Raw genomic sequence first — 17220 nt, 5'->3', positions numbered from 1 at the left:
TGGGGGAGAGTGATCTGATACTTTTTTGTCGGCTTGATAACAAAATGGTGTCTGATAATTTAACCTTGTATCGAATCGTTTTGCATGGCAGGCGCGGGTCGATTGGTACAATTTTTGCGTTACCGTAGATTGGTTAGTAGTTCACTCATCTGATTGCATGTGGTTTTAGCAATTGAATAATGTAGTATCGGAGGAAAGAGGCATGGATTTCACGCAGGATGGGAGAAACCCTTCCAAGAATATAGTTGGCATCAGCGTGGTTGTTCTTCTGCATGTAGCTCTAGTTTATGCGTTGATTACAGGGCTAGCCCGTAAAGTTGTCGAAGTGATTCAGCAACCGGTCGAAACCAAGATCATCGAGGAGATCAAGCCGCCGCCACCGCCACCACCACCGGACAAGCCGGTTCCGCCACCGCCAAAATCGGTTGCGCCACCGCCACCGTTCGTACCTCCACCAGAGGTAAAAGTAACGCCGCCGCCACAAGAGAACGTGATTGCAGCTGTAACCAACGTCAAACCACCGACCAATGACTTGCCTACTTCTGTAGCCCAGCCATCGTCCACCGGCGAAGCAGCACCTGCGCATACCAGTGCAAAAATTGCTGGTAATTGCGAAAAGCCGGAGTATCCAAGAACTTCTCTACGCAACGAAGAAGAGGGTACAGTTACTGTCAAGCTGACTATCGGCGCCGACGGTAATGTGGTCGATTCCGCTGTTGAAAAGAGCAGTGGTTTCAAAGATCTGGACAGGGCCACGACAAAAGCGTGGAGCTTGTGCCATTTCACCCCTGCCATGGCTGACGGTAAGCCTGTTCAGTCAACGACAAAAATGCAGTATGTCTGGAAGCTGGAATAATCAAAGTGTAGAACCACTACCTTGTCCGTTATCCTAGCAATCTAATTTATAAAATTTGGAGTATTAGTATGTCTACCACTCGTAATCGCTTGTCCGCCCTTGCTGCCGCCCTGATGATCTCTGCCATGACGATCTCGCCGCTGGCCGCAATCGCCCAAACACCTGCAGCAGCATCCGCTACTGCCTCCGCACCGGCCGCCGCCGACGCACCAAAAGCTGCCGATGCAGCAGCGTCGCTGGCAGACACCCCGACACCGCCGCCACTGCCTGCAGCCAAGGAAACCGTCGATAACCCATACGGCCTGGACGCCCTGTGGAAAGGCGGCGACTTCGTTGCCCGCGGCACCCTGATCATCCTGGTGCTGATGTCGATGGGTAGCTGGTACATCATCATCACCAAGCTGATCGAGCAAGTGAAACTGATGGGCCAGGCTAACAACGCCAAGAAGACATTCTGGAAAGCCGCTACGGTTGAAGCCGGCGTCTCCGGCCTGAAGCCAAACAGCGCTTACCGTTTCATCGCTGAAAACGGCGTGAACTCGACGCATCACCACGACGGCGCCTTGCTGGAACAAATCGACCTGAACACCTGGGTGACGATGTCGATCCAGCGTTCGGTAGAAAAAGTCCAAAGCCGCCTGCAAGACGGCCTGGCATTCCTGGCAACGGTTGGTTCGACTGCACCGTTCGTCGGTCTGTTCGGTACCGTCTGGGGTATTTACCACGCGCTGACAGCGATCGGTATCGCCGGCCAGGCTTCGATCGACAAGGTTGCCGGTCCGGTGGGTGAAGCGCTGATCATGACCGCTATCGGTCTGGCAGTGGCTGTGCCTGCGGTGTTGGGTTACAACTGGCTGGTTCGCCGCAACAAGAGCGCCATGGAAGAAATCCGTTCGTTCAGCGCCGACCTGCACTCGGTCCTGTTGAGCGGCGTGATGTCCTCGAGCTCGGCAGTTCAGGTTGCCCATATCAATAAAAAGGTTGGTTAATCATGGCGATGTCACTCGGCTCTCCCGATGGGGATGAAGACGAAGTGATCGGCACGATCAACACGACGCCGCTGGTCGACGTCATGTTGGTGTTGCTGATCATCTTCCTGATCACGATTCCGGTGGTGACGCATACGATTCCGGTGAAGTTGCCGCATGAAATCGACGAACCTTATAAAACCAAGCCAGAGAACATCAACCTGGCGGTGAATAAGGAAGGGGCGATGTTCTGGAACGAGCAGCTGGTGCCGAACACGGCGACGTTGCTGTCGAAGCTGAAGGAAGTGGCGGTAATCGTGCCACAACCGGAACTGCATATCCGCGGCGATCAGCAAACCAAGTATGAATACATCGGCAAGGTGATCCTGACTGCGCAGCGGGCAGGGATCGCCAAGATCGGTTTCATTACTGAACCGCCTGCGCGCAACTAGCACATAGTCTGACTACGCCGTCATCCCCGCGAACGCGGGGATCCAGTTTTCGCAGGATGCTGCAACATGGGCTCCCGCGTTCGCGGGAGTGACGGGGTCGCCTGGACGCTGGAGAGATAGAAGAGGAGTATTTTATGGGTATGAATGTAGGTTCTTCCGGCGGCAGCGCCAACGATCCGGAACCGATGATGGAAATGAACATGACGCCGTTGATCGACGTCATGCTGGTGTTGATCATCATGCTGATCATCACGATTCCGATCCAGAATCACGCCATCAAGCTGAACATGCCGACGGGTAATCCACCGCCGCCATTGTCCTTGCCGGTGGTCGATACGGTGGACATCGATCCAAGCGGCACGGTGATGTGGAACGGTACGCCGATGGCCAGCCGTGCTGAACTGGAAGACCGGTTGAAGACGGTGGTTGCAGGCGGCAATATCGATGAAGTGCATCTGCGTCCGAACAAGCTGGTGGAGTACAAGTCGGTCGCTGCCGTGATGGCATCGGCACAACGGCTGGGCGTCACCAAGATCGGTATCGTCGGTAATGAGCAGTTCATGGAATAACCGGAGTAACCGGAGCAACAAATAGTATTTGTTTTCGGCATGAGAAAATAGGCAGGCTATACCTGCCTATTTTCGTTTTCGTTTTCGATTGAAAGAATAGTTATGTCCAAATTACGATTCGCACCAATTATCATGTTGTTGGCCGCAGTGGGCCTGACTACTGCACTTCCTATGGCTGGTCTTGCTCCGCTGGCCTACGCCGCGGATGACAGCGCTAAAGCAGAAACAGTGCGTCCGGAAATAGGTCTGCCGTTGCAGGCAGCGCAGGCTCTCGTCAAAGAAGAAAAATACAAAGAGGCGCTTGCCAAGATCGCAGAAACCGACGCTGTCGCAAACAAGACAGCCTACGAAATTTATTCCGTCGATCGTCTGCGTGGCGCTACCGCAGCGCGCGCTGGCGACACCAAGCTGGCGGGAGCCTCGTTTGAAGCCGTGATTGCTTCCGGCCGTTTGACGCCAGATGAGCAAGCTAAGATCGTCAAAGCTTTGGGCAGCCTGTATTACGATGCGCAAAACTATCCTAAAGCGATCGAATGGTTTTCGCGTTCGTTGAAAGAAAACGGCAATGATCCGCAAACACGGACCCTGCTGATACAGTCGTACTATCTGGGTAACGATATTCCACGCGCCACCAGCGAGCTGCAGAAAGACATCGCCGCAGATGAAAGCGCCGGCCGTGCCCCGAGCGAGATAAACCTGAAGCTGCTGATCAGCTGCGCGCTCAAGACCAATGACAAAGCTGCGTACCTGGTTGCGCTGGAAAAACTCACCACTTACTATCCGAAGAAAGAATACTGGGCTGATTTACTCAACCGTGTGCAGGGTAAGCCAGGATTTTCCGACCGCCTGATACTGGATGTCTACCGCTTGAAAGCAGCCACTGCAAAGCTGCAAACCAGCGTTGAATTTACGGATATGGCGCAACTGGCGTTGTTGGCGGGATTCCCTGCGGAAGCCAAGCAAGTGCTGGATCAGGGCTACCAGTCGGGTTTGCTGGGAAGCGGCGCGGATGCGGCTAAGCAAAAGCGTTTGCGCGATCAGGCAAACAAGGCTGCCGCCGACGACCTGAAAACCATGGCGCAAAGCGAAGCGTCGGTGTCCAGCGCGAAAGAAGGCACCGGCCAGATCAATCTCGGCTATGCGTTGGTCACCGCAGGGCAGTTCGACAAAGGCCTGACGTTGATGGAAGACGGTTTGAAAAAGAGTGCCAAACGTAGCGAGGATGCGAAACTGCATCTAGGTATTGCATACCAGTTGGCGGGGCAGAAAGACAAGGCGATTCAGGCCTTCAAATCGGTTCAGGGTACGGACGGCGTCGCTGATCTGGCGCGTCTGTGGGTAATGCAGGTGAACCATCCCCTGAATTAATCACAGCGGGAAAATTGCGCCATCACAGAGACAGAGTGGTTTGCGGTTGATCCGTATACCACTCTGTTTTTTTATAAAAGCGAGTTTAATTCGCAAGCGGGTTGATATTGCGTATTGAGCGTATGGAGGCGGCGGCTTCTTCGCCCGAAACGGTCTGTACGTTGGTCGACTTGGATTTCCGGACCGGTAGATTGCTGCCGGTGACGTAGGTGGCTTCTCCCCTGTTCGATGCCGTGTCTGAATCCGTGTCAGAGCTGGCGCATGCGGACAGAAGCGGCAGGATAAATGCGCAAAATAATAATTTCTTCATGGCGGTATTCTCTTTGTCTCCGAGGAATGGAAGTACATCAGTCAGATAGATCGACGCGTGTTACCTTGAATTACTTTTGAGAAACATAAGATAACATATTTGTTACTGAAAAAGTAACAAGCCAAAGTTGTTTTATGCGTTGCGGGAAACGGGCAAAGACTTGGCCGCTGCTGTCTGATTTTCGATACTGCATCACGCAGCAGCACGCAGCATCACCCACTCGGCCGGATTGGCATGATGTGCAATCGATGCTAATGTGTCCATCTTGCGCCGCAGCCACCAGCCAGCGGCGTATTCCTTCAGCTTTGCTCATCTGATTTCACCCAAATCACAACGGACAAAACATGTACCTCAAACACGCATTAGCCTTATCCGCGATTCTCACCAGCGGCGGTAGTATCGCCCAGCAATGCCCTGCAAACAATCAGTCCCTGGTCTATCCGGTTAGCAAAAAAACCGATCAGGTAGACGACTATCACGGCGTCAAGGTAGCCGACCCTTATCGCTGGCTGGAGAACGGCAACAGCGACGATACCAAGGCGTGGATAGCGGCGCAAAATAAATTGACGCAAGGCTTCCTCGAGAAAATCCCGGCGCGCGAAACGATTCGCGAGCGACTCACCAAGCTATGGAATTTCGAACGCTACAGCGTACCCTTTAAAGAGGGCGGGCGCTATTTTTACAGCCGCAACGACGGCTTGCAAAATCAGGCGGTGTTATACACCGTCAAACAACTTGACGACGAGCCGCGCCTGCTGCTAGATCCCAACAAGCTGGCGGCTGACGGCACGGTGGCCCTGGCAGGAATCGCAGTCAGCCCGAATGGCAAATACCTGGCCTATGGCACTGCCGCTTCCGGCTCCGACTGGAACGAATGGAAAGTACGTGACATCGATAGCGGCAAAGATACCGCCGATCATTTGCAATGGGTGAAATTTTCGGGCGCATCCTGGGCTCACGATAGTTCCGGTTTTTTCTACAGTCGCTATGACGCACCGAAAGAAGCGACCAAGCTGGCCGATGTCAATTATTTCCAAAAACTGTATTTCCACAAACTCGGTACCTCCCAGAACGACGATGTCCTGATCTACGACAGGCCGGATCAAAAGGAATGGGGCTTTGCCGGCCACGTCACGGATGATGGAAAGTACCTGATCGTCAGCATTTCACAAGGCACCGAACAAAAGAATCGGGTGTACTACAAAGACTTGAGCAAGAAAGACGCAGCGATGCTGCCGCTGCTCGACGATTTCGATGCGTCCTACGATTTCATCGATAATGATGGCCCGGTATTTCTGTTCAATTCCAACAAGGATGCACCCAAAGGCCGGATTATTGCGATCGACACGCGCCAGCCCGCCCCCGAAAAATGGCAGGTGATCGTGCCTGAGGCAGAGCAAACCTTGCAAGGTGCGAACGTGATCGACCAGCGTTTGGTGCTGGATTACCTGAAAGATGCACGCAGCCAGGTCAAGGTGTTCAAGCTGGACGGCAAGCTGACAGGAGAGGTGGCCTTGCCAGGTATCGGCTCTGCCGCCGGCTTTGGCGGCAAGCGGCACGACAAGGAGACCTTCTACTCGTTTACCGGCTTTACCACACCCGCAGCGATTTACCGCTACGACATGGCAAGCGGCAAGAGCAGCTTGTACCGGCAGCCGAAAGTAGATTTCGATCCGAATGCTTTCGAGACGCGCCAGGTTTTCTACAGCAGCAAGGATGGCACGCAGGTACCGATGTTCATCGTCTCGAAAAAAGGATTGAAGCTGGATGGCAGCAACCCGACTTATCTGTACGGTTACGGCGGCTTCAATATTTCGCTGACACCGGCATTCTCGGTCGCCAACCTGGCCTGGATGGAAATGGGCGGCGTGTATGCGTTGCCGAACCTGCGCGGTGGCGGCGAATACGGTAAAGCCTGGCATGAAGCCGGCACCAAGCTGCAGAAGCAAAACGTATTCGACGATTTCATCGGCGCTGCGCAGTGGCTGATCGCCAATAAATATACTTCACCGCAAAAGCTGGCGATTGGCGGTGGCAGCAATGGCGGCCTGCTGGTTGGCGCCACCATGGTGCAACGACCGGATTTGTTCGCCGCCGCGATGCCGCAGGTGGGCGTGATGGACATGCTGCGCTTTCATAAATTCACCATCGGCTGGGGCTGGACGTCCGACTACGGCTCATCCGACAATGCGGACGAATTCAAAGCTTTGTACGCTTATTCGCCGCTGCATAACCTGAAGCCAGGCACTTGTTATCCGGCGACGCTGGTGACAACCGCCGATCACGACGACCGTGTGGTGCCGGCCCACAGTTTCAAGTTTGCCGCTACCGAACAGGCAGACCAGGCTGGCGCTGCGCCGGTATTGATACGCATCGATACCAAGGCCGGGCATGGCGCCGGCAAACCTACTACGAAGCAGATCGAAGAAGTTGCCGATCGCTGGGGCTTTTTAACTAAAGTGCTGGATATGCATATTGCACCGGATGCCGGTGCGGTGGCCGGGGATGCACCCAAGCCATCGGCAAATTGATCGCATGTGAATCAGCACAGCCAGTGGCCTGGACTGTGACCTGTGGCGAGGTAATGTAACTGTGCGTGTTGTGCCTGACTGTGGTTGACCATCGCCTGCATTGACAGCGGCAGGCCGGTCGACCACATCCGGCGGCGGACCATCGAGTGCGCGAGCGTGCTTTCATGAGCAATCTCACGACACTTTCTGCTTACTGAGCACGCCGCTATCTTCGTGTTTCAGATCCTTATAGCATTCGCAAGTTCTTGCTTCCAGGCCGGCCCGATCCAGCACCGTCATATGCCCACGCGCATATTGGATCAAGCCTTCTTCCTGCAATTTCCCAGCGGCTTCGGCAATCGATTCCCGTCGCACGCCCAGCATCGCGGCTATTGAACTTTGCGTGACACTGATTTCATTGCCCGGCAAACGATCCAGTGTCAGCAACAGGGATCGACACAATTGCTGCGGAACGCTATGGTGCCGGTTGCACACGGCGATCTGAGACATTTGCGCAAGCAGTGTCTGCGTATAGCGTAGCAACAATTGCTGCAAAGCGCCGCCACGGGAAAATTCTTCAGTCAGGACGCTAGCCTTCAGGCGAAAGCCGTAACCCGCGCTTTTCACGGTGGCCCGGTTCAGGCACTTGCCCCCGCCCATGAACAGGTTGACGCCTACCACGCCGTCATTGCCGATGACAGCTGTTTCCGCCGAACTGCCGTCTTTCATATCATGCAGCAAGGAGACAATGCTGCTGGTAAGGAAATAGATGTACCGCATCTCGCCATCGGCCTCGCATACCGTCATATCGAACGGCATCGCGACAAATTCCAGATGTGGCTGCAAGCGCCTGAAATCTTCTGCTGGCAGCGCAGCGAGTAGCTGGTTCTGAAGCGGGTTGTGACCGTACAGCCCTGCAATGCGAAGCGAGGTGAGGTTTTGCGTACCGGGCCGAATTAAACTGCGGGCGTTGTCCACGCGCAGGACAGACAGCATCGCTGCATTACTCTTCGGGCTCTTTTTTAAATTGCTGCAACTGTTCAATACCTGAGTCATCGCCATCTCCTTTAAGGATGTGGTGGTACTTCCGTGTATTGATCATTGCATCGGTACAAGATTTTCGGCATCAGCGCTTGCCTTCTTCTTCTGTAGGAATGCGCTGACACAAATAAAGGCGGGATAGCCAAAATCTCGACTAGTTGGATGATTTTGCAATAGTTGTCATGACTGACGCCGGCAATTGCGCGGCACTGAAAAATAACGCGGCGGCCGCCCTGACGCCAACCGCGTCTCGCTTCCTAACTTCCCGTAGAGGCACTGGAAGATGCAGCTGCCGGTGCTGCGTCAGAGGCCGGCGCAGCTGGAGCCGGGGCTGGAGGAGTGGCCGGTGGTGGCATCGCTTGTTGTGTTGCCGGAGGAGTTGTTGCTGAAGAGGCATTTTGGTCATCCGCTTTTTTACATCCGCTGACCGCGATCATGGCAATTGCTGCAACGATAAATGTTTGTTTAATTAACATATTCTCTCCATTTAGACGGCAGCAGCATGTCAAACCGCCACCATCAGAAAGTTGAAAAAGCGTTGCTGACGTTTATATCTTTGTGCAAAAAATCGAGAATGTAAAGTTTCAATCCGCGTTTTTTTTATCGAAAAAATCCCGCCGAGCAACTTGCTGTCGGCCGCAAAGCCGCGCGTAGCAAGCGCAGGCCGCAATTTGTTCGGGGTGGCGCGCTAAGTTGGTTAGCGCACAAACCCGATCCATGATTGCCTTTAACCTTAGTCTTGTTTTTACAAAGGATCTATCATGAAAAATATTCGCACTCTTATGCTGGCTGTTTCAGCACTGCTATGTATGAATCTGGCCCAGGCGCAAACCACCGTTTCTACCGATGACGCCGTTGGCGCTAACGGTACCGCTGGAGTCAGCGTTGGCGCCAAAGCGGCTGTCGCCACCGATCCGCTGGTGCAAAAGCGCCAATCCGACAGCGACGCCACGGCGGACTACAAGGCTAAAAAGAAAACCGCAAAAGCAAATATGAAGGTCGAGAAAGCGGAGGCGAAATCCGATTTGAAAGAGGAGAAACTGGAATCGACCAGTGTCCGCAACAAGGCATTGGCAACCGATCCGATACCTAAATAAAATTCGACCTGTGTTTGTCCCCAACGTCGGCCGCGCGCCTTAAACAGTAAGCCCGGCAAGCGGCCGCACGTTGGAAGCAGTAGATTAAGCGCAGAACATCATGCCGCCGCAAGCGCCAGGTCGGCGGCTTTGCGCGCATGAATGGTGGTAGTGTCAAACAACGGTACCGGGGAGTCTTCGGCGCCGATCAATAGCGAAATTTCGGTGCAGCCGAGAATGATCGCCTGCGCACCTTGCGCGATCAGGCCTGCCATCACCCGGCGGTAATCGGCGCGCGATGCTTCGTTCACTTTTCCCAGACAAAGTTCTTCATAGATGATGCGATGAACCAGTTCGCGATCTTCCTGTACGGGTGTCAATATCTGCAAGCCATGATGGTCACGCAAGCGATCTTTGTAGAACGCTTGTTCCATCGTGAAGCGAGTGGCTAGCAAACCAATGGTCGACAAGCCGGCTTTCTTGATTTCGTCAGCGGTAGGGTCGGCGATATGGAACAAGGGTATGTCAACCGCAGTTTCAATTGCGGCAGCAACCTTGTGCATGGTGTTCGTGCACAAAACCAGGAAGTCGGCGCCGGCGCGTTCCAATGCCTGTGCCGCTTCAGCCATTTTGGCGCCGGCAGCGGTCCAGTCGCCGGCATGCTGCAAGCGTTCAATCTCGTGGAAGTCGACGCTGTAGAGAATGATTTTCGCAGAGTGCAACCCGCCTAGCCGCTGCTTGACCGTTTCGTTGATTTGACGGTAGTAGGGAACGGTCGACTCCCAGCTCATGCCGCCGATAAGACCAATGATCTTCAAAAAAACTCCCTGGAGGTGAGGGTTGATATCTAATATCCGGCATGCACAGAGCAAGAACATACTAGCGCAAAGCGGTACTTGTCATTACTATTCTGGCATCACAAAGGAATAGCTTATGCCGCATCCCACCTCCCTGTCCAGTTTTGCCGCTGGCACCCGCGATACCTTGCCGATGTTGATTGGCGCCGCACCGTTCGGCGTGATTTTCGGCGCCCTGGCCGCCGCCGGCCCGTTGGCGCCGTGGCAGGGCCAGATGATGTCGCTGGGCGTGTTTGCCGGCTCCAGTCAATTCATCGCGGTCGGCCTGGCGGCGGGGCAGGTGGGCTTGCTGGTGATCTGGATGGCCACCTTCATCGTTAACCTGCGTCACATGCTGTATGCGGCGACTTTGCTCCCGCATGTCAGCCATTTGCCGGCACGCTGGCGCTTCCTGCTCGGCTTCTTGCTGACAGACGAAACCTTCGCCGTGATGAACGCCTACTATCTGAAGCATGCCCATGAACCGCATGGACATTGGTATTTCCTGGGATCGGGTTTATCCATGTTCGGCAACTGGCAGTTGTGGACGCTCGTCGGCTTGCTGTTTGGCACGGCATTTCCGCAACTGCAAACGCTGGGGCTGGATTTTGCGATGGTGGCAACTTTCATCGCGATTGTGGTGCCGCAGCTGTTTCGTTTACCGCAACTGGCTGCCGCTGTGGCCGCCGGGGTATTCGCCTGGTTCTTGCGAGACCTCCCTTATAAACTAGGTCTGCTGGCAGCGATCATGGCCGGTGTCAGCGTCGGCCTGGCGCTGTCGCACTGGCAGGCGCTGCATCGCTCTACAAGGAAAAAATCATGATGTACACCTTAATGATCGCAGGCATGGCGCTGATCACGGTATTCATCAAGGCGGCGATCTTCATGCTCGGCGAACGCGCCGCTTTTCCGATCTGGCTGAAAGAAGCGCTGGCCTTTGTGCCGGTCACCGTGTTGACGGCGATTATCGTGCCGATGATAGTGGCGCCGCACGGCCAGGGCATGGAGCTGAGCTGGCGTAATCCGCAGTTGATTGCGGCCGCCGCTGCAATCCTGGTGTGCGCCGGAACGCGCAAGCAATTGCTGACCATTATGGTCGGACTGGCGGTGTTTTTTGCCTGGCAGTTCGGGGTGCTGGGGCAGTAGGGCGTTTGCCTGCAGTGAGGCTCAAGCTGCGAGGCTTAACTTGCGAGATTCAGACGGAAATTCAGACGGAAAATGTCAGCAGAGGATCGAAGCTGGCATTTTCCGCATTGCCGCCCCGCGCATAACCACGTGGATTGCACAAAACACGGGTCGCGCCGATCCGGTAATCGGAGCTGTCATGCATATGGCCATGCAGCCAGAATGCGGGCTGCCATGCCAGGATGCGTTGTTCCAGCTCGGACACGAAACAGGCGTTCAGCGCCGAGCCGGCAAAGCGCTCATGCACGCTGCGGTAGTTGGGAGCGTGATGACTGATCACCACGGTCGGGCCGTCATGGGGCTGCGCGAATTGTTGTTCCAGCCACGCCACCGTGTCGTCGAACAGCAGTTGCGACAAGGCCGGCGTAAACGTCTCGGGAAAATCCGGCGACACCCGTATCCGTGAAAAATCCCTGACCAGCTCGGTCGCTTGTTTCAAGCCCTGATCGCGTTGCTCGGCACTTTCAAAAAAACGGAAATCCGTCCACAAAGTACAGCCGATAAAGCGCACGCCATTGAGCAGCAACACCTGTTTCTGCAGGACGTGCACATGGCTGTCCTGCGCTGCGCTTCTCAGTTCACGCATGGTGCTGACCAGGTCGTTCCCGTAAAACTCATGATTGCCCGGAACAAAAATCGTCGGCACAGCGAACTGCCGGGCCCACTGCATGGCTTCCGTCGGCCGCCAGATATCGCCGGCCAGCACCACAACGTCGGCATCGGTTTGAGGCGGCGCCATCGGGTGCACCGACAAATGCAAATCTGAGAGTAATGAAATTTTCATGATGAGCATTCTAAACCAGTCGGCCATCGCGTTTCAGCCAAGGCCGACAAGCTGCGTAGCCATACCCCTCAGTTGTAACACTTCTCTTCGTGACAGAACGGTCACGGAATCTTCATACCCCTGAAATATTTCGCCGTAATACTTCGTTACATCGAAAAAAAGATGCACAACGGCAATATATGGCTGAATTCGAATAACGTCCAAGGTACCGGCAACGTCGCTTTCGGCCGTTCCATCTTGTGCCGTCCTCCGAAGTCAATCCTCTCACAACCTGATGCTTACCCTGATAAGGAAAACTGGATCATCATGACCAAGAAAAACCGACGCCATTTCTTGCGCACTGCCGGCACCGCGCTCGCCGCCACAGCTTATTCAGTCACTGCAAATGCCGCGTTCCCGGAGGCGATCCGCAGGGCGCTGGCGATTCCCGCCAATAACAAGACCGGCACCATCCGCGACGTCGAGCACGTAGTGATCCTGATGCAGGAAAACCGCTCCTTCGATCATTATTTCGGTACCCTCAACGGCGTGCGCGGCTTTGGCGATCGTTTCCCGATTCCGCTGGCAGGCAAGCGCAATGTGATGCAGCAGACGTACACCGACAAGAATACCAAGCAATCGCGCGTCATCCTGCCTTACCATCTCGACAGCAAGATCGGCAACGCCCAGCGTGTCCACGGCACCAGCCATTTTTATGACAATGCGCAGGATGCCTGGGACCTGGGGCGCATGAGCAACTGGCCGACTTACAAGCAGACGCAATCCATGGGTTACTACACTTCCGCTGAACTGGATTTCCAGTTCGCGCTGGCGAACGCCTTCACGGTGTGCGATGCGTACCATTGCTCGTTCCACGGCGGTACCAATCCTAACCGGGTATTCCACTGGACCGGCAGCAATGACCCTGACGGTAAACTGGGTGGCCCGGTCCTCGACAATAGCCAGGACCATCTGCAGCCATCCGCCAGCGCCACCGGCTATAACTGGAAAACCTATCCGGAACGTCTGCAAAAAGAAGGCGTGTCCTGGAAAATGTATCAGAACATGCCGGACAATTTCACCGACAATCCGCTGGCCGGATTCGTCGCCTATCGCCAGGCTAATGAAAAGCGCGGCAATGCTGTCGACGGCGCTCCTTTTCCACCCTACCAGCCTAGCGACGACGCCGTCAATCCGCTCTTCAAAGGCGTCGGCAACACCATGCCGGATGGCGGCTTCCTGACAGCTCTGCGTGAAGATATCGGCGCTGGCACATTGCCGCAAGTCTCTTGGATCGTGGCGCCCGCAAACTACAGCGAGCATCCCGGACCATCCAGCCCGGTGCAGGGCGCCTGGTATATCCAGGAAGTGTTGAATGCCTTGACTGCCAACCCTGAGGTGTGGAGCAAGACGGTGTTGCTGATTAATTTCGATGAGAACGACGGCTTCTTCGATCACGTACCGCCGCCTTGCGCCCCGGCTTTTGATGGCGGCCAGCTGGCAGGCCATTCCAGCATCGCCACCGATGGTGAATATTTTTCAAAAGCAGCTTCGGCTACTTATGAAAAACATCCCTACGGTCCCGGGCCGCGCGTGCCGATGTATGTGGTGTCGCCATGGAGCCGCGGCGGCTGGGTCAATTCGCAAGTATTCGATCACACCTCGGTGCTGCGTTTTCTTGAAGCCCGCTTCCACGTCAGGGAAGAGAACATCACGCCATATCGCCGCGCTGTCTGCGGCGACCTGATGTCAGCCTTCAATTTCGTCAATCCGAATCACGAAGTCTTGCCTACGCTGCCGAAACGCACGCGGGCAGAGGCCGATGCGGTTCGCGCCCAGCAAGAGAAATTGCAGCAGGTTGCCTTGCCGTCTGAGGGCACGCAGGTGTTTCCAATGCAGGCTGCCGGTGTCCGGCCTTCGCGTGCATTGCCGTACGAGCTGCACGCCAGCGCCCGCGTCAATGTCAGGAACAACGCAATCGGACTGAGCTTCCGCAACACTGGTCGCGCCGCTGCGGTATTCCATGTTTATGATCGCTTGCACCTGGATCGCGTGCCACGCCGTTATGCGCTGGAAGCTGGCAAAGAGTGGCAGGACAGCTGGGACTTGAATGCGGATCGCGGCGCCTACGATTTGTGGGTGCTGGGGCCGAATGGCTTTCATCGTGCGTTCCAGGGCAATCTGGCGATGCTGTCTGTTGAGGATGCGGCTGAGCCGGAAGTACGGATCAGTTACGATATTGTCAGCAAGCAGATTCGCCTGACGATGGCGAATCGCGGGGAAAAGTCTTGCAATGTTGTGGTCAAGGCTAATGCTTACCGCAAAGCGGGGCCTTGGACTTTCCATGTGCCGGCCGGGATGCAGCTTGATCAGCATTGGCCGGTCGGGGCGCACGGGAACTGGTATGACCTTACGGCTACGGTGGCGGTGGGGGGATTCAGCCGGCGCTTTGCCGGGCGCATGGAGACTGGTGCGCATGGGGTTAGTGATCCGGCTATGGCTGCTACTTGAGGCTGGGTGCGCTAACGTATGTACTCCGTGGGCCGCTAAGCGGGGTCGAAGTCAAGTTTCGCGATAAGACCTGCGAAAGTTGACTCCGGTTAGCTGTTCCGGCTTTGATTTTTTGGGATTAGCGTACTGATAGCTGGTAGGTTGTGGTTTGGCGGTAGACCTGGCCGGGGCGCAGGATTACGGCTTCGGCGTCGGGGCCGTTGATCTGGTTTGGATAGGCTTGGGCTTCGAGGCAAAAGCCGTCGTGTATGTCGTAGGATTTGGCGGCGCGGCCGTGAATGCCGGCCAGGAAATTCCCGCTGTAAAACTGCAGGCCGTTTTCTGTGGTCGAGACTGACAGCTGGCGGCCGGAGCCGGGATCGTAGACTGTCGCTACTTCTCTCAATGCTTGCGCTTTGCGGCTCTGGCTCGGGGCATTGATCGCTTGGCTTTGCGGTTGCAGGCGGTAGCAGTGATCGAAGCCGCCTGCCAGTTTGAGCTGGGTATCGGGCCAGGCCAGGCGCGGGCCGATGGGTGCGGGCTGGCGGAAATCGAAAGCGCTGCCGGCGACGTTGGCGATGCCTGTCGGGATAAGTTGGGAGTCGATTTGCAGATATTCATCGGCGGCGATCGAGAGGATGTGATCGTAAATGTCGCTGCTGCCGCCGGTCAGGTTGAAATAGCCGTGCGAGGTCAGGTTGAGCGGGGTTGGTGCATCGCTGGTGGCGCTGTAGTCTATGCTCAGGCGGCCGTCATCGTCGAGGCTGTACAAGACTGAAACCTGGACGTTGCCAGGGAAACCGCCGTCACCATCCGGCGATTCCAGTGTCAGCCGTAATCCATCGGGACCTGGTTCGGCCCGCCATTGCGCCAGATGAAATCCGGCATCGCCGCCATGCAGGTGATTGTCGCCATCGTTACGGTCGACCAGAAACTCGGCGCCATCCACGGCGAAGCGGCCTTTAGCGATGCGGTTGCCCCAACGTCCCACCAGGCCGCCAAAGTATGGCGAGTTTTTCTGATAGCCGCCGCTGTCCGGATAGCCGAGCAAGATATCCGCCACCCGGCCATAGCGGTCAGGGGACCACCACGAGATCAAGGTAGCGCCGCGATCGCTGATCAGGACGCGCATATCATGTGCATTGCGTAGCGTGTACAGAGTGACGCCGTGTTCGGCGGATGTGCTGGAGATTGGGATCTGGGTCATCGTTGTCTGACGCTGTTTTATTAGTTAATTAAGTGATGGCTGCGCCGGTTCATTTTGAATCAGCCGATCCTGACGGTCTTGACGATCTTGGTATTCGCGCGGTGACCGCTGCGGGCCGGTTGCTGCCCGTTCGCCACGATTGTAGCGAACCGGAGCGCCAGCGTCAGGCCAAATACGGTTTTGTGCACTTGCAATAGAAAGAATCGCTAGTGCGCTTGGTGGATTTCGTAATTGTGAGGCGCCAGTTGCCGTTGCTAGTATTACCCACGCCAATGGCCCACGCCAACATCGCACCACCACCAGACAGGAGAGCAGCAATGAGTTATTTCCCTTCCATTACACCGATCCGCTTCGAGGGCAAGCAGGCGCAATCGCCGCTGGCGTTCCGCCATTACAACGCTGACAAGCCGGTGCTGGGCAGGCCCATGCGCGAACACCTGCGCATGGCGGCATGCTACTGGCACAGCTTCGTCTGGCCTGGTTCCGATGTGTTCGGCGCAGGCACCTTCCGCCGCCCGTGGCAGGAAGGCGGCGACGCCATGGCGCCGGCGCACAAAAAGGCCGACGCCGCTTTCGAATTTTTCAGCAAGCTGGGGTCGACTATTACACCTTCCACGACACCGATGTAGCGCCGGAAGGGGCCAGCCTGGCCGAGTACCCGCTCAGACCGTTAGAGGACGAGTTAGAGGACGATTTGACCAGTTACGCTGACCAGATACCTTGATTCGTTCTGACCGTGCGCGGCAAAGGATTTTTCGAATTGTAATCGTTTGTAAGTGCAGTCAACAGCACCTGCCTGGCAGTCGTTTATTGCTCAAGCCCTCGGGATTTTCCTGAGGTAACCAAGATAATGTAAAGGTGCACAAATGAACAAATTAATCGCTACCCTGATCGCCGGCCTGTTCGCTACTTCCGTTTTCGCACAAACTTCTGCTCCAGCCGCACCAGTAGCGCCAGCAGCGCCAGCAGCAGCAACCACCACTCAAGCCGTCAAGGCAGATGTGAAAACAAGCAAGGTTGAAGCTAAAGCCGCTGCAAAGACTGACGCCAAAGTAGCAACTACCGAAGCCAAGACGAAGGCCAAGACCACGAAGGCCAAGACCACAAAGGCGAAGGTCCATCACACAGCGGTAAAAGCTGAAGCGAAAGCACAGCCAGCTGTAGCCAAGGCAGAGGTCAAGGAAGCCGCACCTAAGTAATCAAGGCGGCGCACATCGCAAGAGACAGGGCAACCTGTCTCTTTTATTTTTCAGGATTCAAGGAGTAGCTCATGGGCATTTTGGAAGAAGTAATTGGTGCAGTTGTTGCGGTTGAAGGTGTTAAGAAACTGGATCCGAATGCATCCATATTTACCGAAGGCATAGCTGCGATTGCCGGCTACAAGGGTGTGGAAGAGATCATCGAACATCTCGAAAATAAAGAAGACGAAGGCAAAGAAGGTAACAACCCTCAACAACCTGCTTGTAGTGGTCAAGTAAATTCGGACACGACGATAGGTTTGTTTGCTGCCATGTTCCGTTCGTAGACGGAGGGCGGCAGATTGCCCAGAACTGAATGCAAACGTTCGTTGTTGTAGAAGCCGACGATGT

General features: G+C 55.4%; 19 protein-coding genes and 1 pseudogene. 14 read left to right on the top strand and 6 right to left on the bottom strand.

Annotated features, from left to right (window positions below):
- Positions 1-202: 202 nt before the first annotated feature.
- The 5 genes from KHU29_RS06390 (at position 203) to KHU29_RS06370 (ending at position 4213) form a co-directional block, all read left to right on the top strand.
- Positions 203-856 carry an energy transducer TonB gene (locus KHU29_RS06390; protein ID WP_211451982.1) on the top strand — a complete coding sequence of 218 codons (654 nt, stop codon included), beginning with the start codon at positions 203-205 and terminating at the stop codon, positions 854-856.
- A gap of 68 nt (positions 857-924) precedes the next feature.
- Positions 925-1845, top strand: coding sequence for a MotA/TolQ/ExbB proton channel family protein (locus KHU29_RS06385; protein ID WP_211451980.1), 921 nt, complete (start codon positions 925-927; stop codon positions 1843-1845).
- Positions 1846-1847: 2 nt separating this feature from the next.
- Entirely contained in the window at positions 1848-2276 is a 429-nt protein-coding gene (locus KHU29_RS06380) for an ExbD/TolR family protein (protein ID WP_211451978.1), read from the top strand.
- 134 nt (positions 2277-2410) lie between these two features.
- The gene (locus KHU29_RS06375; RefSeq protein WP_211451976.1) at positions 2411-2845 is read left to right on the top strand and encodes an ExbD/TolR family protein; all 435 of its coding nucleotides are present in this window, start codon (positions 2411-2413) and stop codon (positions 2843-2845) included.
- A 102-nt stretch (positions 2846-2947) separates the two neighbouring features.
- On the top strand, positions 2948-4213 hold the full coding sequence (locus KHU29_RS06370) for a tetratricopeptide repeat protein (RefSeq protein ID WP_211451974.1): 1266 nt from the start codon (positions 2948-2950) through the stop codon (positions 4211-4213).
- A gap of 85 nt (positions 4214-4298) precedes the next feature.
- On the opposite strand, the gene KHU29_RS06365 is transcribed toward KHU29_RS06370, so the two are convergent.
- Entirely contained in the window at positions 4299-4523 is a 225-nt protein-coding gene (locus KHU29_RS06365) for a hypothetical protein (RefSeq protein WP_211451972.1), read from the bottom strand.
- A 70-nt stretch (positions 4524-4593) separates the two neighbouring features.
- Positions 4594-4836, bottom strand: coding sequence for a hypothetical protein (locus KHU29_RS06360; protein ID WP_211451970.1), 243 nt, complete (start codon positions 4834-4836; stop codon positions 4594-4596).
- A 31-nt stretch (positions 4837-4867) separates the two neighbouring features.
- Between KHU29_RS06360 and KHU29_RS06355 the strand changes: the two genes are divergently transcribed.
- A complete protein-coding gene (locus tag KHU29_RS06355; RefSeq protein ID WP_211451968.1) occupies positions 4868-7054 on the top strand; it encodes a prolyl oligopeptidase family serine peptidase in 2187 nt (728 codons plus the stop codon).
- 174 nt (positions 7055-7228) lie between these two features.
- Here KHU29_RS06355 and KHU29_RS06350 read toward each other — a convergent pair whose 3' ends face one another.
- Positions 7229-8095, bottom strand: coding sequence for a Crp/Fnr family transcriptional regulator (locus KHU29_RS06350; RefSeq protein WP_211451965.1), 867 nt, complete (start codon positions 8093-8095; stop codon positions 7229-7231).
- A 262-nt stretch (positions 8096-8357) separates the two neighbouring features.
- Here KHU29_RS06350 and KHU29_RS06345 point away from each other — a divergent pair, with 262 nt between their 5' ends.
- Positions 8358-8501, top strand: coding sequence for a hypothetical protein (locus tag KHU29_RS06345; RefSeq protein WP_211451963.1), 144 nt, complete (start codon positions 8358-8360; stop codon positions 8499-8501).
- Between the two features lie 334 nt (positions 8502-8835).
- Positions 8836-9171 carry a hypothetical protein gene (locus KHU29_RS06340; RefSeq protein ID WP_246541605.1) on the top strand — a complete coding sequence of 112 codons (336 nt, stop codon included), beginning with the start codon at positions 8836-8838 and terminating at the stop codon, positions 9169-9171.
- 98 nt (positions 9172-9269) lie between these two features.
- Here the strand turns inward: KHU29_RS06340 and KHU29_RS06335 are convergent, their stop codons facing one another.
- Positions 9270-9968 (bottom strand): aspartate/glutamate racemase family protein, encoded by a 699-nt coding sequence (locus KHU29_RS06335; RefSeq protein ID WP_211451961.1) that lies wholly within the window; start codon positions 9966-9968, stop codon positions 9270-9272.
- A 115-nt stretch (positions 9969-10083) separates the two neighbouring features.
- On the opposite strand from KHU29_RS06335, the gene KHU29_RS06330 reads away from it, so the two are divergent.
- A complete protein-coding gene (locus tag KHU29_RS06330) occupies positions 10084-10809 on the top strand; it encodes an AzlC family ABC transporter permease (protein WP_211451959.1) in 726 nt (241 codons plus the stop codon).
- A complete protein-coding gene (locus KHU29_RS06325) occupies positions 10806-11132 on the top strand; it encodes an AzlD domain-containing protein (protein ID WP_211451957.1) in 327 nt (108 codons plus the stop codon). The genes KHU29_RS06330 and KHU29_RS06325 overlap by 4 nt, the downstream gene beginning before the upstream one ends.
- Positions 11133-11193: 61 nt before the next feature.
- Here the strand turns inward: KHU29_RS06325 and KHU29_RS06320 are convergent, their stop codons facing one another.
- Positions 11194-11955, bottom strand: coding sequence for a metallophosphoesterase (locus KHU29_RS06320; RefSeq protein ID WP_211451955.1), 762 nt, complete (start codon positions 11953-11955; stop codon positions 11194-11196).
- 306 nt (positions 11956-12261) lie between these two features.
- Between KHU29_RS06320 and KHU29_RS06315 the strand changes: the two genes are divergently transcribed.
- Entirely contained in the window at positions 12262-14445 is a 2184-nt protein-coding gene (locus KHU29_RS06315; protein WP_211451953.1) for a phosphocholine-specific phospholipase C, read from the top strand.
- A 118-nt stretch (positions 14446-14563) separates the two neighbouring features.
- On the opposite strand, the gene KHU29_RS06310 is transcribed toward KHU29_RS06315, so the two are convergent.
- Positions 14564-15631: an aldose epimerase family protein gene (locus KHU29_RS06310; RefSeq protein ID WP_211451951.1), complete on the bottom strand. Its 1068-nt coding sequence runs from the start codon at positions 15629-15631 to the stop codon at positions 14564-14566.
- A 317-nt stretch (positions 15632-15948) separates the two neighbouring features.
- Here KHU29_RS06310 and KHU29_RS06305 point away from each other — a divergent pair.
- The 3 genes and pseudogenes from KHU29_RS06305 to KHU29_RS06295 all read left to right on the top strand — a co-directional run.
- Positions 15949-16289: pseudogene (locus KHU29_RS06305) on the top strand (xylose isomerase); the annotation flags it as partial.
- 208 nt (positions 16290-16497) lie between these two features.
- On the top strand, positions 16498-16830 hold the full coding sequence (locus KHU29_RS06300) for a hypothetical protein (protein WP_211451947.1): 333 nt from the start codon (positions 16498-16500) through the stop codon (positions 16828-16830).
- A gap of 71 nt (positions 16831-16901) precedes the next feature.
- The gene (locus KHU29_RS06295) at positions 16902-17156 is read left to right on the top strand and encodes a hypothetical protein (RefSeq protein WP_211452208.1); all 255 of its coding nucleotides are present in this window, start codon (positions 16902-16904) and stop codon (positions 17154-17156) included.
- Positions 17157-17220: the final 64 nt, after the last annotated feature.

This window comes from Collimonas antrihumi, from assembly GCF_018304965.1.
Classification (GTDB): Bacteria; Pseudomonadota; Gammaproteobacteria; order Burkholderiales; family Burkholderiaceae_D; genus Collimonas; species Collimonas antrihumi.
The sequence above is the reverse complement of the archived record's forward strand: the minus strand, read 5'-3'. Positions and strand labels throughout refer to the sequence as shown.

Bases quoted from the DNA above. Each gene is read 5' to 3' on its own strand.
- KHU29_RS06310 (WP_211451951.1), bottom strand. From the start codon at position 15,631: ATGACCCAGATCCCAATCTCCAGCACATCCGCCGAACACGGCGTCACT.
- KHU29_RS06385 (WP_211451980.1), top strand. From the start codon at position 925: ATGTCTACCACTCGTAATCGCTTGTCCGCCCTTGCTGCCGCCCTGATG.
- KHU29_RS06350 (WP_211451965.1), bottom strand. From the start codon at position 8,095: ATGGCGATGACTCAGGTATTGAACAGTTGCAGCAATTTAAAAAAGAGC.
- KHU29_RS06300 (WP_211451947.1), top strand. From the start codon at position 16,498: ATGAACAAATTAATCGCTACCCTGATCGCCGGCCTGTTCGCTACTTCC.
- KHU29_RS06380 (WP_211451978.1), top strand. From the start codon at position 1,848: ATGGCGATGTCACTCGGCTCTCCCGATGGGGATGAAGACGAAGTGATC.
- KHU29_RS06340 (WP_246541605.1), top strand. From the start codon at position 8,836: ATGAAAAATATTCGCACTCTTATGCTGGCTGTTTCAGCACTGCTATGT.
- KHU29_RS06315 (WP_211451953.1), top strand. From the start codon at position 12,262: ATGACCAAGAAAAACCGACGCCATTTCTTGCGCACTGCCGGCACCGCG.
- KHU29_RS06365 (WP_211451972.1), bottom strand. From the start codon at position 4,523: ATGAAGAAATTATTATTTTGCGCATTTATCCTGCCGCTTCTGTCCGCA.
- KHU29_RS06320 (WP_211451955.1), bottom strand. From the start codon at position 11,955: ATGAAAATTTCATTACTCTCAGATTTGCATTTGTCGGTGCACCCGATG.
- KHU29_RS06360 (WP_211451970.1), bottom strand. From the start codon at position 4,836: ATGAGCAAAGCTGAAGGAATACGCCGCTGGCTGGTGGCTGCGGCGCAA.
- KHU29_RS06330 (WP_211451959.1), top strand. From the start codon at position 10,084: ATGCCGCATCCCACCTCCCTGTCCAGTTTTGCCGCTGGCACCCGCGAT.
- KHU29_RS06345 (WP_211451963.1), top strand. From the start codon at position 8,358: ATGCAGCTGCCGGTGCTGCGTCAGAGGCCGGCGCAGCTGGAGCCGGGG.
- KHU29_RS06390 (WP_211451982.1), top strand. From the start codon at position 203: ATGGATTTCACGCAGGATGGGAGAAACCCTTCCAAGAATATAGTTGGC.
- KHU29_RS06375 (WP_211451976.1), top strand. From the start codon at position 2,411: ATGGGTATGAATGTAGGTTCTTCCGGCGGCAGCGCCAACGATCCGGAA.
- KHU29_RS06325 (WP_211451957.1), top strand. From the start codon at position 10,806: ATGATGTACACCTTAATGATCGCAGGCATGGCGCTGATCACGGTATTC.
- KHU29_RS06355 (WP_211451968.1), top strand. From the start codon at position 4,868: ATGTACCTCAAACACGCATTAGCCTTATCCGCGATTCTCACCAGCGGC.
- KHU29_RS06295 (WP_211452208.1), top strand. From the start codon at position 16,902: ATGGGCATTTTGGAAGAAGTAATTGGTGCAGTTGTTGCGGTTGAAGGT.
- KHU29_RS06370 (WP_211451974.1), top strand. From the start codon at position 2,948: ATGTCCAAATTACGATTCGCACCAATTATCATGTTGTTGGCCGCAGTG.